This is a genomic window from Citrobacter sp. Cpo147, from assembly GCF_030332405.1.
In the GTDB taxonomy this organism is placed as follows: Bacteria; Pseudomonadota; Gammaproteobacteria; order Enterobacterales; family Enterobacteriaceae; genus Citrobacter; species Citrobacter portucalensis.
In genome coordinates, this window is sequence record NZ_JAOWHX010000031.1 from 186,615 (window position 1) to 201,283 (window position 14,669).

The window sequence follows — 14,669 nt, forward strand, 5'->3', positions numbered from 1 at the left end:
CTGCCTTATTTATGGAAGATCACCTGACCACCTGCCACCACTTCATCGACAATGCCAATCACGCACAGATCGACAGGCGATGATTCATTCCGGTGCGCCTGACGGGCGGAGCTTCCGCTGACCAGCAGCACCCACTCTCCGGTTCCCGCCCCGATGCTGTCGATAGCAACAGCACATTGCCCATCGGGATTTCCCTGGGCGTCAATCATTTCCACCATCAGCAACTTGTCGTGCGCGAGCCCCTGATGGCGTACGGTACAAACAATTTGTCCTGTAACGATTGCCAGTTTCATACGCGCCTCCGTGGCATATTTCAGGTAAAACCTCCCCCTACCCTCCGCAGAAGGTAATGTGAAAAGGAGAGAGGGTGACGCCAGCAATGAAGTCTGTGGCGTCACATGGACGACTTACATGTCGTTGCTGTCGCCTTTAAAGCTGATCGGGAACACTTCTTCCAGATCGCCGTGCGGACGTGGGATCACGTGTACTGAAACCAGCTCGCCAATACGCTGTGCTGCCGCAGCACCTGCGTCCGTTGCAGCTTTACATGCCGCTACGTCGCCACGGACCATGGCAGTGACCAGACCGCCACCGATCTGCTTCACGCCAACCAGTTTCACGCGTGCCGCTTTAACCATTGCGTCAGAAGCCTCAATCAGTGCAACCAGGCCCCGGGTTTCAATCATTCCTAATGCTTCCATTGTGTTTTCCTCTCATTAAGGGGTCCAGAACGGGACCTAAACAACCAGTGTTTGTGAGGCGTTTTCACGACTCACGTCAGTCTGGCGCGGCACTGCTGCCACCAACGCCAGTTCGATAATTTCCTGTACGCTACAGCCACGAGAGAGGTCGTGAAGCGGTGCGGCAAGCCCTTGAATCAACGGACCCACTGCGCGATACCCTCCCAGACGCTGAGCGATTTTGTAGCCAATATTGCCTGCCTCCAGCGATGGGAAGACCATCACATTGGCATTGCCCTTTAACGGACTGGCGGGCGCTTTTTGCGCAGCGACATCCGGAACAAAGGCGGCATCAAATTGCAGTTCTCCGTCCACGGTAAGCTGCGGGGCACGCTCACGAACGATCTCGGTCGCCTGCTGCACGTTAGCGACGTTAGGATGGCGAGCACTGCCATTGCTTGAAAACGACAGCATGGCCACGCGCGGCTCTTCACCAGTGATCGCCTGCCATGTCTGTGCGCTGGCAATCGCAATATCCGCCAACTGTGCGGCGGTGGGCTGCGGTACGACGCTGCAATCGGCAAAGCCTAATGACGGCCCAAGGTACTGCGGCAGCATCAGGAAAATTGACGACAGCGTTTTACAGCCAGGCTGTAGCCCGATAATGCGTAATCCGGCACGCAGCACGTTCGCTGTTGATGAGAGATTGCCCGCAATACAGACGTCAGCTTTACCCGCGCTGACCATTGCAGCGGCGAACATCAGCGGATCGTTGAGTTTTTCCAGCGCATCCGCAGGCGTTTTATCTCCCGCGCGGGCCAGCCAGCGCAGCGCAAACTCTTCGCGCATTGGCTGATTGCTTTGCGGATCGATAACCTGAATGCCATCCATTGCCACCCGGTGGCTGAGGGCAAACTGGCGCAGCGCAAACGGACTGGCGACGAGAATGGGATGTGCCAGACCGTGCTGATGCAGGTAATTCGCCGCCTTCAGCACCCGGACATCCAGCGCATCCGGGAACACCACCCGTGTAGGTGAGCGTTGGGCGAGTTGACGAGCACGTTCAATGATCATTGCTTCTCCCCCAGTCGCTGTTGAATTTGGTTAACCGTCAGCGGATGCTTCGCAACGCTCAGAATCATCATCACGTAGACCGTACTGGAAAGGCGGTTGAGCGCCTGCATAATGTCCGGTCGCATAACCTCAAAACTGCGAGTGATGAACACCTGGGCCGCCACCGTCTCCGTTTCACGGACTTTGGTACGCAGCAGATTAAGCAGCGCGCAATCACGTCCGTGGCTGGCTTCAGGCACCAGATGGTCGTGGTCCAGATAGCGCAGCGGTTGATGCGAAAGACGGTGTAAATCTTCGTCACTTAAACCCACGACAGCTTGTGCTGCCAGCGGCTCATCCATGGCGTCAGCGCGCATAATATTGCCCAGGCGCGAGCGGATATCCGCCAGCCACGGCTGCCACGGTTCTGCCATCTCAATCTGCAACCACACAGCCAGGGCGATGGTGCTGTCCAGCGCGGCGCGAAATCCCAGCCGAGGGTCACTTTTGGCGACCATCTTGTCCGCCGTCAGATGCGTCAGGGTGTCCGGTTTCTTCGCCACCGGTTGATGGCACAGTTCGCAGCTGGCCTGTGGATGCGTATCGCTGCTGGTTAATCCATGCACCGGCTGCGGCTGCTGTTCTTCGTCATCAATAAACAGGCTGCCCTGCTCGTCGATAAACTTAATACGCAGATGTCGGCTTTCCAGTAATTCCCGGGCAGACGGCGTCAGGCGAGCGTCAGCGGGGAGATGAATTTCAGCCCCTTCGCTGAGCGTATGATTCGCTCTGAGCCATGCTTCGGTAATGAAATCCTTCATACATCCGCCTTAGCAGGACTGCCAGTTCGCAGGCCAGGCCACATACAGAAACTTCACCGTCGATGGCGTACCAAATTCGATGCTGGAACCTTTCGGGATAAACATGACGTCCCCGGCTTTTGCAATCATGGTTTCGCCTTCGTGGCGAACGTGCAGCTCGCCTTCCAGAATCATGTCGATTTCGTCGTAGTTCAGCGTCCATGGGAAAAAGGCGTTATCCCACTGCATAAACCCGGCGGCCATACTGCTACCGTCCTGGTCGGTCACCAGATCGGTTAAGCCCACGCAGTGCGGCTGCGCGCCGTCAAAACGACCAAACTTCACGCTGCTGCCGTCGATGACTTTGACGCCGCCTTTGCCGGTTACCGAGTTAAAGCTCGGCTGCATTCCGCCCTGTTCCAGCGACTGCTTCTCCTTCATAACTTTGTCCATCAGCTGGGCGACCAGGCTTTCGGTAAACTGCCCTTCCGGTAACTGCGCAATGATGGTTTCGCGAATGCGCTGGCTTTCCGTTTTGCCATCATCAACCGCCGCCGGTACAGCAGCAGTTGACGCGGATTCCTCGCATTCACTGATGGTAACGCCCAGCAGCTCCGCAACTTCGCGCGCCTCCGGGGTGATGATGCTGGCGCGCAGAACAACCGACATTTCCTGTTCGCCGCGTGCGTGGGCCGCACGAATATCATTAGCTGTGATGAGTTTTTTCACCTGCCCTTTCCTCCTTTTGGCTGAGCTCAGTCAGATAATCCACCAGGTGCTGCACGCTGCGCGGGTCATGGCTATTGAGCTCAAAAATCGGCTCCTGAAACCCCATCCCGCGAAGTAGTTGTCGCGTTGCGGCGACGTCGGCATCCGGCATGTCCGTTTTACTGATAACGGCGATTTGTCGTTTACTGGCGCCGATATCCAACAGCCCGGCAGGTAAGCGACTTTCTTTATCATTTGCCGCGTGTATATAAATCAACGTATCGACATCCTGCAGCGTGGTAATTAAGGCGTGATACCAGCGCGGATGGCTAAAATATTCCCCTGGCGTATCGATATCGCCATTTTCATTAAACTCCACGGCCTGTGTTTTTCTGGCGAGGGAATAATTCCCCTGTAGCGCATTAAAGAGCGTTGTTTTCCCCGCCCCCACCGTACCGACAAATGCAATACGTTTCATCGCCGCCTCTGATTAACTTTTTGTCAGGTTGCACAAAGTGAAATTTAATAATCGACCCAGACCGCTTACCGTCTGTAATAACGCTTCTTCTACTGCGCCTACCGAACCGTAGATCACCAGTGCGCCGCTGAATCTATCGAGAAAACCGATATGTACATCCGCCGCCTTCATGGCTAAGTCACCGGCAATCATCGCGGTTTCGCCTGGCGTCAGCGTCATGATGCCGATAGCGCCCGCTTCGGGAACGCCGATCTTTTTCGCTAATTCCTCGCCGGGGTGCGCAATGAGATGCGCCAGTGTGACCTGTTTCCCCGGCACAAATTCCTGAATAATGCGTTCTTTTTCCATTGCTCACCGCCTCCGCTAAAACTGCCCTCATCGTGGCAATTTTTTGTCAGAGTAAATAACAAAATTCGGCAACCAGGTTTAAAAGGTGAAGTAGATCACTAAGAAAGGGAAAATAAAAAGGCGCGGGAGAAACCCGCGCCGGAAATAAATTAAAGTGAAATTACAGCGGCTGCGTTTGGGCTTCTACAACCGCCAGCGCCACCATATTAACGATACGACGAACAGAGGCGATCGGCGTTAATACGTGAACCGGTTTCGCAACCCCCATCAGCACCGGGCCAACCGTTACGCCTTCAGAACTGGAAACGCGTAGTAAGTTGTAACTAATACGGGCCGCTTCCATATTTGGCATCACCAGAATATTCGCTGAGCCTTTCAACGGACTGTCCGGCATGCGGTCATTACGGATGCTTTCCACCAGCGCGGCGTCGCCGTGCATTTCGCCGTCAATCATCAACTCTGGCGCGCGCGCCTTAATCAGCTCCAGCGCGTCGCGCATTTTGCTGGCCGACGGACAGTTAGAGGAACCAAAGTTGGAGTGCGACAGCAACGCCACCTTCGGTTCGATACCAAAGCGACGCACGGTCTCTGCCGCCATCACGGCGATTTCCGCCAGTTGCTCAGGCGTAGGATCGTCGTTGACGTAGGTATCGGCGATAAAGGTGTTACCGCTTGGCAGCAGCAAGGCGTTCATCGCCCCGGCAGTATGCACGCCGTCGCGATGACCAAATACCTCTTTCACCACGCTGAAGTGCTCATGGTAGTCGCCAATCGTACCGCAGATCATCGCATCCGCTTCGCCGCGCTGTACCATGATTGCGCCGATCACCGTGGTGTTGGCGATCACCGCACGCTGCGCCTGCTCTTGGGTAATCCCACGACGCTTCATAATCTGGTAGTACTCGCTCCAGTACTCTTTAAAGCGCGGATCGGACTCATTGTTGACGATTTCAAAATCGACGCCCGCTTTGATCTGCAGACCCAGTTTCTGGATGCGCATTTCAATAACGCTTGGACGACCGATCAGGATCGGCTTCGCCAGCCCTAACGTGATCAGCTCCTGGGTAGCGTGCAGTACGCGCGCTTCTTCCCCTTCGGTCAGCACCACGCGCTTCGGCGCTTTGCGTGCCAGGGAGAAAATCGGCTTCATGAACAGGTTGGTTTTGTAGACGAACTCGGTCAGCTTATCGATGTAAGCGTCAAAGTCGGCAATCGGACGCGTTGCCACGCCGGAGTCCATCGCCGCTTTCGCTACAGCAGGGGCGATTTTGACGATCAGACGCGGGTCGAACGGTTTCGGAATGATGTATTCCGGGCCGAAGCTCAGGTCCTGATCGCCATAAGCAGAGGCCACCACTTCACTCTGCTCGGCATGCGCCAGCTCAGCAATGGCGTGCACCGCCGCCAGTTTCATCTCTTCGTTGATGGCCGTCGCACCAACGTCCAGCGCACCGCGGAAGATGAACGGGAAGCACAGGACGTTGTTAACCTGGTTCGGGTAGTCTGAACGACCGGTACAGATGATGGCGTCGGAACGCACCTCTTTTGCCAGCGGCGGCAGGATTTCCGGCTCCGGGTTGGCGAGTGCCAGAATCATTGGCGCACGCGCCATCTTCTTAACCATTTCCTGCGTCAGCACTTTCGGACCGGAGCAGCCGAGGAAAATATCTGCGCCATCAATGACATCATCCAGCGTGCGCTTACCATCATCCACCACCGCGTAAGCCGCTTTGGTTTCCGCCATGTTCGGTTCGCGGTCTTTGTAAATCACGCCTTTGGAGTCACAGACCACAATATTGTGTTTCTGCATACCCAGCGCTACCAGCAGGTTCATACAGGCAATCGCCGCCGCACCTGCACCAGACACCACCATGCGCACGTCAGAGATATTTTTCTCAACCACCCGCAGACCGTTCAGAATTGCGGCAGTACTGATGATTGCCGTACCGTGCTGGTCATCGTGGAAGACCGGAATATTCATGCGTTCGCGCAGTTTTTGCTCAATGTAGAAGCACTCTGGCGCTTTAATATCTTCGAGGTTGATACCGCCAAACGTGGGCTCCAGGGCCGCAACCACATTGATAAACTTATCCGGATCGAGTTCATCGACTTCAATGTCGAACACGTCGATCCCGGCGAATTTCTTAAACAGAACGCCTTTACCTTCCATCACCGGTTTGCCGGCCAACGCGCCAATGTTGCCGAGACCCAGCACCGCTGTGCCGTTGGAAATAACCGCAACCAGGTTGCCGCGCGCGGTGTATTTGTAGGCTGCCAGCGGGTCCTTTTCAATTTCAAGACACGGTGCAGCCACGCCCGGCGAGTAGGCCAGCGCCAGGTCGCGCTGCGTTGCCAGAGGCTTGGTCGGAGAAACCTGGATTTTACCGGGTACCGGAAATTCGTGGAAATCGAGGGCGCTTTGTTTTAACTGGTCATCCATCTTGTTGTTCCTTTCACGTATCTATCAAAAAAGTGGCGCGGGTAACCATTCTACTGAGCCGCACATTATCACCTCAGTCAACGGTACAAACTTTGAAGGTCCCCAAACTCTCACCATTCAAAGAAAGAATTTGTTATCAATTTATAACAACCATGTTACCTGCTTAATCCAGCAATACCATGCTTGTCTGCTATGCTTTTTGCTGACAACGGCCGCAATTTTCCCAAAAGTGTGAATCACAACACGCATCTAACACTTTACTTTTCAAGGAGTATTTCCTATGACCCGTAAAGAGCTTGCCAATGCCATTCGTGCGCTAAGTATGGATGCCGTCCAAAAAGCAAACTCCGGCCACCCTGGAGCACCAATGGGGATGGCCGATATCGCCGAAGTGCTGTGGAACGATTTTCTACGCCATAACCCGGCCGATCCCACCTGGTACGATCGTGACCGGTTTATTCTGTCCAACGGCCACGCCTCAATGCTGCTTTACAGCCTGTTGCATCTTTCCGGTTACGACCTGCCGATCGAAGAATTAAAGAACTTCCGTCAGCTCCATTCGAAAACGCCAGGTCACCCGGAAATTGGCTACACACCGGGCGTGGAAACCACCACCGGACCGCTGGGCCAGGGGTTAGCCAACGCCGTCGGCATGGCCATTGCCGAGCGAACGCTGGCAGCGCAGTTTAACCAGCCAGACCATGAGATTGTTGACCACTTTACCTGGGTCTTTATGGGCGACGGCTGTCTGATGGAGGGTATTTCACACGAGGCTTGTTCGCTGGCGGGCACGTTGGGGCTTGGCAAACTCATCGGCTTCTACGATCACAACGGCATCTCGATTGATGGCGAAACCGACGGCTGGTTTACCGACGATACTGCAAAACGCTTTGAGGCTTATCACTGGCATGTGGTGCACGAGATTGACGGTCATGACCCTGAGGCGGTGAAAAAAGCCATTCAGGAAGCGCAGGCTGTTACCGATAAACCGTCGCTGATTATCTGCCGCACGGTGATTGGTTTTGGCTCACCAAATAAAGCCGGAAAAGAGGAAGCGCACGGCGCTGCGCTGGGCGAAGAAGAGGTGGCGCTGACCCGGCAGAAACTGGGGTGGCATCATCCTGCTTTTGAGATCCCCAAAGAGATTTACCGGGCGTGGGACGCACGCGAGAAAGGCGAAAAAGTGCAACAGGGCTGGAAGGAGAAATTCGCAGCTTACCAACAAGCCTACCCGGAACTGGCGGCAGAGTTTACTCGCCGGATGAGCGGTGGACTGCCGAAGGAGTGGGAGGCAACAACCCAGAAATATATTACCGAGCTGCAGGCTAATCCGGCCAAAATCGCCACCCGTAAGGCCTCGCAAAATACCCTTAACGCCTACGGGCCTATACTGCCTGAGCTGCTTGGCGGATCGGCGGATCTGGCCCCCAGCAACCTGACCATCTGGAAAGGCTCCTCCTCTCTTAAAGAGGATCATGCAGGAAACTACATCCACTACGGCGTGCGTGAATTTGGCATGACCGCGATTGCCAACGGTATCGCGCACCACGGGGGCTTCGTACCGTACACCGCTACGTTCCTGATGTTTGTCGAATATGCCCGTAATGCTGCGCGCATGGCGGCGCTGATGAAAGCCCGACAAATCATGGTTTATACCCACGACTCAATTGGTCTGGGGGAAGATGGTCCTACGCACCAGGCCGTTGAACAGCTCGCCAGCCTGCGTCTGACGCCTAATTTCAGCACCTGGCGACCATGCGATCAGGTTGAGGCGGCGGTAGGCTGGAAGCTGGCAGTCGAACGTCACGACGGGCCAACCGCGCTGATCCTCTCGCGGCAGAATCTGGCGCAAGTTGAGCGCACGCCTGAGCAGGTACAGCAAATTGCCCGCGGCGGCTATGTGCTGAAGGATGGCGGCGGTAAGCCGGATGTTATTTTGATTGCTACCGGTTCAGAAATGGAAATCACGCTACTGGCAGCGGAAAAACTGACCGGCGAAGGTCGTAACGTGCGGGTGGTTTCTCTGCCCTCAACCGATATCTTCGACGCCCAGGATGAGGCGTACCGGGAATCGGTCCTGCCAGCAAACGTCAGCGCGCGTGTGGCGGTAGAAGCAGGGATTGCCGACTACTGGTACAAATATGTCGGGCTGAAAGGGGCAATTGTTGGGATGACGGGTTATGGGGAGTCGGCTCCGGCGGACAAGCTGTTCCCGTTCTTCGGCTTTACGGTAGATAACATCGTCGACAAAGCGCACAAGGTGCTTAACGCGTGATCCACAATGTGGGCCAGGCATCTGGCCCATGCCAGTTATCGCAGCTTGGCTCCTGGGCATAGCGCACCAGGCGAAAACGTTGCCCGTCGTAGCGCCAGCGGGTCTGGATACCGCAATCTGCCAACCCTCGCCCTTTAGCGAGGGTGACCAGCTCCCGCGACTTCTCGTCAAACGTCGCGTTGGTCAGCTCCATATCGCGACTTTCTGCATCCGTTTTAAACGGCAGGTTTAACCGTACCGCGCGTGAAGTCAACGGAGTCGTACGTGAAACCACCCACGCCAGATCGATGGTGTTATACGCCCCGGCCTCACAGCCAATCATCAGCAGCGCTTTATCATCCGTTAGGGCCGTGACGCGCATCTCGCGACGCAGCGGATCGATAGAGCAGCGAATACCGTTGATCCGCCAGTTACCATAGTCCAGCAGTTCACTGCGCTCCTGCTGTGTGAGAGGCGTTGGCGTTGGATTAATGACCGCTACACCTTTCAGCGCGGGGGCCGGGGGTACGCTGAGCGGAGGCTCGTCACCTTTTTCAATCCATGCGGTTTCGCTCCCCACCCGTTTTTGCTGGGCGTCGATAAACAACAACGCGGCTTTTAGCCCGACCAGCGAAAGGTTTTGCGCACCTTTTTGCAGGGTAATCGCCTTCGCGTCCTGTACGGTTTGTAAAAATGCGCTGATGGTGGCGGGATCATCGGTCGTCAGCTGCCAGGGAGTTATGCGCCAATGTTCGCCGCTCAGCGAGAGTGGCGCACCATCCAACAGCAGACGCGGCGCAATATCGCTCTCTTTGACGCTGGACGATTCCAGCCCGCCCAGCTCAATACGCAACACGGCATCGGTATGTGCCCCGGCGCTGCGGCTCAAGGTCATGACCAGGCCGTGGTGCTCCCCGGTATTGCGCGCCACGCAAAAATTTTGGTTATTACACGTCACCTGCCAGTCAGAAAACGCCTGTTGCGCGGGCGCAGCCCACAGCAAACGGGCGGGTAGCAACCCGAGCAGGAAAAGGAGAATAACGCGATAGCGCATGGACGGTACAACTCCGAAGTCAAAACACACAGCCTAAGCGGTATCTTCCTTGCGCGACTGATGTGGCTCAATAAGAATCGTCGGATTGGCCGTAAATTTGTAAAGAAATATAAATCCCGCGCATTAGTCCATGAGATGCGATGACTGCAAATAGTTCAGTAATAGCACTGTTTTACCGTCACGGATCTCACCTGTTTTGATCATTTCCAGCGCCTGTGTGAACGGCAGTTCCAGAACTTCAATATCTTCATCTTCCACGCCGCCACCCGCGTTTGCACGCTGGCTGTCACTGTATTGTGCGATGAAGAAGTGGATTATTTCCGTCACACCGCCCGGCGACATGTATAGCTCAAACAGTTTACGTACTTCACCCACTTCAAAGCCGGTCTCTTCAATCGCCTCTTTGCGAATGCACGCTTCCGGTTCGTCGTTATCCAGCAGCCCGGCGCAGGTTTCAATCAGTTGACCGTCTTCGTTACCGTTGACCCATGTCGCAACGCGAAACTGGCGGATGAGCACCACCGTTTTCTTCTCCGGGTTATACAGCAGGATTGTGGCGCCGTTGCCACGATCGTAAACCTCACGTTTGTGACGGATCACCTCTCCATTCTTACGGGTCAGGTCATAAGTGATATTGCGCAGGACGAAGTAGTTATCGGAAAGGACTTTATCTTTGATGAGGGTAATTTTTTGCGACATACCGGCTCCACAGCAAGAAGTGAGAAATAATACTACGCCGTGAAACCGGGTTTGTCTTGGAACAATGTAGGCCTGATAAGCAAAGCGCCATCAGGCATTCATGCGGCACATTGCCGGATGGCAACGCTAACGCGTTTTATCCGGCCTGCTCGCCGATTAATGAGATTTGACTGATTTTACGCCCAGCCAGTCGACGATCCCCTGGGCAGCATGCCGCCCTTCCGCCATAGCCGTCACCACCAGGTCTGCACCGCGTACAGCGTCACCACCGGCAAAGATTTTCGGGTTACTGGTTTGATAACGGTATGCACTTTCAACATCGGCGGCAATGCGCCCCCAGTTATCGACCTTAACGCCATGCGACTCCAGCCACGGCATGCCGTGTGGGTGAAAGCCAAACGCCATGATCACCGCATCTGCGGGCATAACAAACTCACTCCCGGCGATGGGAACCGGGCGACGACGGCCCTGCGCATCAGGTTCGCCAAGTTGGGTTCGTAAGAAACGCACGCCGCTGACTCGCCCATCGGCATGCAGCACCAGCTCAACCGGCTGGACGTTAAACTCGAAGCTTGCCCCCTCTTCCCGGGCGTTCTTCACCTCTTTTTTTGAGCCGGGCATGTTGGCTTCATCACGACGATAGGCGCAGGTCACCTGGCTTGCGCCATGACGCAGGGCGGTTCGCACACAGTCCATTGCCGTATCGCCTCCGCCCAGCACAACCACGTTTAGTCCGGCGGTATCGATAAACGGTTCTTCAGGCAGTTCCTCCAGCCCCATCACCTGCTTGGTGTTGGCAATCAGGAACGGCAGCGCATCATACACGCCAGGCGCATCTTCATTTGGCAGGTCCGCCTTCATGGAACGATAGGTTCCTACGCCCACGAACACGGCATCGTAATCCTCCAGCAGCTTTTCAAGCGCGACATCCTTACCCACTTCACAGTTAAGTTCAAAATGAATGCCCATGGCGCTGAAGATTTCACGGCGACGCGCCAGCAGCGATTTGTCCAGCTTGAAGGCCGGAATACCGAACGTCAGCAAACCGCCAATTTCAGGATGGCGATCGTAAACGGTGGCGCTGACGCCGCTGCGCGCCAGCACATCCGCACAGGCCAGACCCGCCGGACCCGCACCGATGATGGCAACACGCTTGTCCACTTTCTGCACATGGCTTAAGTCCGGTCGCCATCCTTTACTCAGCGCCCGATCGGAGATGTAACGCTCAATATTACCGATGGTGACTGCGCCATGCTCGCTACGCACCGTGCATGCCCCTTCGCAGAGTCGATCCTGCGGGCAAACGCGTCCGGTCACCTCCGGCAGGCAGTTGGTCTGGTGAGAAAGCTCAACCGCCGCGTCGATATTCCCGGCTTTGACCAGTTCAATCCACTGCGGAATGTGGTTATGCAGTGGACAGGTCCATTCGCAGATACTGTGGTCGCCGCATTTCAGGCAGCGAGAGGCTTCGCGCTCCGCCTGTGCCGTACGAAACGGCAGATAGATCTCTTCAAAGCTGGTTTTCCGGGCTTCAATCGCCAGTTTATCCGGTTCACCACGCGCAGGCGTCGCCTGCATTTGCTCACGTTTAGTGATGACATGTGGAACAAAATCGGTAGTGCTGGCATGCCATGGCTGGCTTTCCAGACTTGCGGTACGCAGCCTGCGCGCTTTTGACAGACCGGTAAGCGAATTTTCCGTCACCAGCTGTAACGCCTGCGCCGGACAGTTCTCTACGCAGGCGGGTCCCTGTTCACGCCCCTGGCACAGATCGCATTTGTGCGCGGTAGCTTTCACCTTCCCTTTGGCGACGGGAGTGAGTACGATCTGCATCGTGCCGAAAGGACAGGCAACGACGCACGATTTGCAGCCAATGCACTTTTGTGAGTTCACCTGAACGCTGTCGTTATCATGGCTAATTGCCCCGTTTGGGCAACTTCTGGCGCAGGGTGCATCTTCGCAGTGGTGACAGGTCACCGCGCTGCGCTGCTGCTGATGCTTAATGACGGTAATTCGGGGCTGAAAATGCCGTTGGTCCAGGACATGCTGTTCGCCATTGTGAGCCATGACGCAGGCGACCTCACAGGCATGGCATCCCAGGCACTGCTGGCTATTGACCATAATAAAACGATTCATGGCTTCCTTCTTTTTTGGTTGCAAAAACCTTATTCTTTATAAGAGTGTTATTAACCGACACGGAAGGAAGCGGCAATGTTCATTTGCCCAGGAAGCACAACTATTTATCCAGAACCTGTGGCAGATCAATTTATTTCATCGCATATGAAATTGTGTTTCAGTTACCATCCAGTTTCATGGCGTTTTATTAACATTTATCAAATACACCGCATCGTTCACGCTGTTTTCAGGCGCGACGTGTATTGTGTGAGGATGCACAAGTGACGGTAAAGCGTCCGGTCTCGGCCAGTCTGGCTAAAGCTTTTTTCTACATAGTGCTGCTGTCAATTCTCTCAACGGGTATTGCGCTGCTCACGCTGACCAGCAGCTTGCGAGATGCCGAAGCCATCAACGTTGCTGGCTCGTTGCGCATGCAAAGCTACCGTCTGGGTTACGATCTACAAAGCCAGAGCCCGCAGCTTAACGCCCACCGCCAGCTTTTCCAGCAGGCGCTAAACTCGCCAGCACTACAGAATCTGAACGCGTGGTATGTGCCACAAGCGGTAAAAAGCCGCTATGGACGTCTGCATGCTAACTGGCTGGAAATGAACGCACGCCTGGTCGACGGCGATTTGAAATGGTACCAGGCCAACATCAACAACTACGTCGATCAGATCGATCTCTTCGTGCTGGCGTTGCAGCATTATGCCGAACGCAAAGTGATGCTGGTATTTGGCATCTCGCTGGCGGGCGGGATAGGCATATTCACCCTCGTCTTCTTTACCCTGCGGCGCATTCGCCAGCAGGTGGTGCGTCCGCTGAATAAACTGGTGATGGCCAGTCAGCAAATTGAACACGGTCAGTTTGATATCCCACCGCTGGATACCGGTTTGCCCAATGAACTGGGATTGCTGGGCAAAACGTTTAGCCAGATGTCGAGTGAATTACACAAGCTGTATCGTTCGCTGGAAGCGTCTGTGGCCGAGAAAACTCACGATCTCCACGAAGCCAATCGCCGTCTGGAGGTGTTGTATCAGTGCTCCCAGGCGTTAAATACCAGCCAGATTGACGTGCACTGCTTCCGCCATATTTTACAGATCGTCCGCGAACATGACGCCGCGTATTTCCTTGAACTCACCGTCGGTGATAACTGGCGGATTAGCGAAGGGACTAAAAGCCTCGAGCTGCCGATGCAGATCCTGCCTGTCACCATGCAGGAAACCGTCTACGGCGAACTGCACTGGCAAAGTCCAAACGTCAGTGCTTCTACTCCGCTGCTCAACAGCGTCTCCTCGATGCTGGGACGTGGGTTGTACTTCAACCAGGCGCAAAAACATTTTCAGCAGCTGTTGTTAATGGAGGAGCGAGCGACAATTGCACGCGAGCTGCACGACTCGCTGGCGCAGGTGCTCTCTTATTTACGCATTCAGCTCACGCTGCTGAAGCGTTCAATTCCGGAAGATAACGCCCCGGCGCAAAGCATTATGGCGGATTTCTCTCAGGCGCTGAACGATGCCTACCGTCAGCTACGCGAACTGCTCACCACCTTCCGTCTGACCTTACAGCAGGCAGACTTACCCTCCGCCCTGCATGAAATGTTGGAAACGCTGCAAAATCAAACCTCAGCTAAACTCACACTCGACTGTCGGTTACCCACGCTAGCGTTGGATGCGCAAATGCAGGTGCATCTGTTGCAGATCATCCGTGAAGCGGTGCTGAACGCCATTAAGCATGCGAGTGCGAGCGAAATTGCCGTCAGCTGCGTAACGGCTCCGGACGGCAACCACACGGTTTATATCCGCGATAACGGCATCGGCATTGGCGAGCCGCATGAGCCTACAGGGCACTATGGACTCAATATTATGCGTGAGCGGGCGGAAAGACTAAGCGGCACGTTGACCTTCTCTCAACCTTCCGGAGGGGGAACGTTGGTGAGCATCAGTTTCCGTTCGGCTGAATCAGACAGTGAGCTAACGTAAAGAACCGCAAAGCGCCGTCGAGTCTGGATCCAGGCCTGACGGCGTTGGCACGAAAGGTATG

General features: G+C 55.2%; 13 protein-coding genes. 2 read left to right on the top strand and 11 right to left on the bottom strand.

Annotation, left to right across the window (positions count from 1 at the left end; all coding sequences use genetic code 11):
* Nucleotides 1–5: 5 nt before the first annotated feature.
* The 8 genes from eutN to maeB all read right to left on the bottom strand — a co-directional run bounded on the left by eutN (nucleotide 6) and on the right by maeB (nucleotide 6,507).
* Nucleotides 6–293, bottom strand: a complete 288-nt coding sequence (eutN, locus tag OGY06_RS10725; protein WP_003038011.1) for an ethanolamine utilization microcompartment protein EutN — start codon at nucleotides 291–293, stop codon at nucleotides 6–8.
* A gap of 114 nt (nucleotides 294–407) precedes the next feature.
* A complete protein-coding gene (eutM, locus tag OGY06_RS10730) occupies nucleotides 408–701 on the bottom strand; it encodes an ethanolamine utilization microcompartment protein EutM (protein ID WP_003835054.1) in 294 nt (97 codons plus the stop codon).
* A gap of 36 nt (nucleotides 702–737) precedes the next feature.
* Nucleotides 738–1,754 carry a phosphate acetyltransferase gene (gene pta / locus OGY06_RS10735; protein WP_286605294.1) on the bottom strand — a complete coding sequence of 339 codons (1,017 nt, stop codon included), beginning with the start codon at nucleotides 1,752–1,754 and terminating at the stop codon, nucleotides 738–740.
* Nucleotides 1,751–2,554 (bottom strand): ethanolamine utilization cob(I)yrinic acid a,c-diamide adenosyltransferase EutT, encoded by an 804-nt coding sequence (gene eutT / locus OGY06_RS10740; protein ID WP_003835057.1) that lies wholly within the window; start codon nucleotides 2,552–2,554, stop codon nucleotides 1,751–1,753. The genes pta and eutT overlap by 4 nt, the downstream gene beginning before the upstream one ends.
* Nucleotides 2,555–2,563: 9 nt before the next feature.
* Entirely contained in the window at nucleotides 2,564–3,262 is a 699-nt protein-coding gene (gene eutQ / locus OGY06_RS10745; RefSeq protein ID WP_003835059.1) for an ethanolamine utilization acetate kinase EutQ, read from the bottom strand.
* Complete coding sequence (gene eutP / locus OGY06_RS10750) at nucleotides 3,240–3,719, bottom strand: ethanolamine utilization acetate kinase EutP (protein WP_003037998.1); 480 nt, start codon at nucleotides 3,717–3,719, stop codon at nucleotides 3,240–3,242. Before eutP ends, eutQ begins: the two co-directional genes overlap by 23 nt.
* Before the next feature lie 12 nt (nucleotides 3,720–3,731).
* Nucleotides 3,732–4,067: an ethanolamine utilization microcompartment protein EutS gene (gene eutS, locus OGY06_RS10755; protein ID WP_003037995.1), complete on the bottom strand. Its 336-nt coding sequence runs from the start codon at nucleotides 4,065–4,067 to the stop codon at nucleotides 3,732–3,734.
* 160 nt (nucleotides 4,068–4,227) lie between these two features.
* Nucleotides 4,228–6,507: an NADP-dependent oxaloacetate-decarboxylating malate dehydrogenase gene (maeB, locus tag OGY06_RS10760; protein ID WP_003835063.1), complete on the bottom strand. Its 2,280-nt coding sequence runs from the start codon at nucleotides 6,505–6,507 to the stop codon at nucleotides 4,228–4,230.
* 280 nt (nucleotides 6,508–6,787) lie between these two features.
* On the opposite strand from maeB, the gene tkt reads away from it, so the two are divergent.
* Nucleotides 6,788–8,782: a transketolase gene (gene tkt, locus OGY06_RS10765; protein ID WP_193134289.1), complete on the top strand. Its 1,995-nt coding sequence runs from the start codon at nucleotides 6,788–6,790 to the stop codon at nucleotides 8,780–8,782.
* Here tkt and OGY06_RS10770 read toward each other — a convergent pair.
* The 3 genes from OGY06_RS10770 to aegA form a co-directional block, all read right to left on the bottom strand.
* The gene (locus OGY06_RS10770; RefSeq protein ID WP_003835068.1) at nucleotides 8,772–9,815 is read right to left on the bottom strand and encodes a DUF1176 domain-containing protein; all 1,044 of its coding nucleotides are present in this window, start codon (nucleotides 9,813–9,815) and stop codon (nucleotides 8,772–8,774) included. The genes tkt and OGY06_RS10770 overlap by 11 nt on opposite strands.
* Nucleotides 9,816–9,938: 123 nt before the next feature.
* A complete protein-coding gene (gene nudK, locus OGY06_RS10775) occupies nucleotides 9,939–10,514 on the bottom strand; it encodes a GDP-mannose pyrophosphatase NudK (RefSeq protein WP_003835070.1) in 576 nt (191 codons plus the stop codon).
* Between the two features lie 156 nt (nucleotides 10,515–10,670).
* Nucleotides 10,671–12,650, bottom strand: a complete 1,980-nt coding sequence (gene aegA, locus OGY06_RS10780; protein WP_197385630.1) for a formate-dependent uric acid utilization protein AegA — start codon at nucleotides 12,648–12,650, stop codon at nucleotides 10,671–10,673.
* A gap of 260 nt (nucleotides 12,651–12,910) precedes the next feature.
* On the opposite strand from aegA, the gene narQ reads away from it, so the two are divergent.
* A complete protein-coding gene (gene narQ / locus OGY06_RS10785) occupies nucleotides 12,911–14,608 on the top strand; it encodes a nitrate/nitrite two-component system sensor histidine kinase NarQ (protein ID WP_003835075.1) in 1,698 nt (565 codons plus the stop codon).
* Nucleotides 14,609–14,669 lie beyond the last annotated feature (61 nt).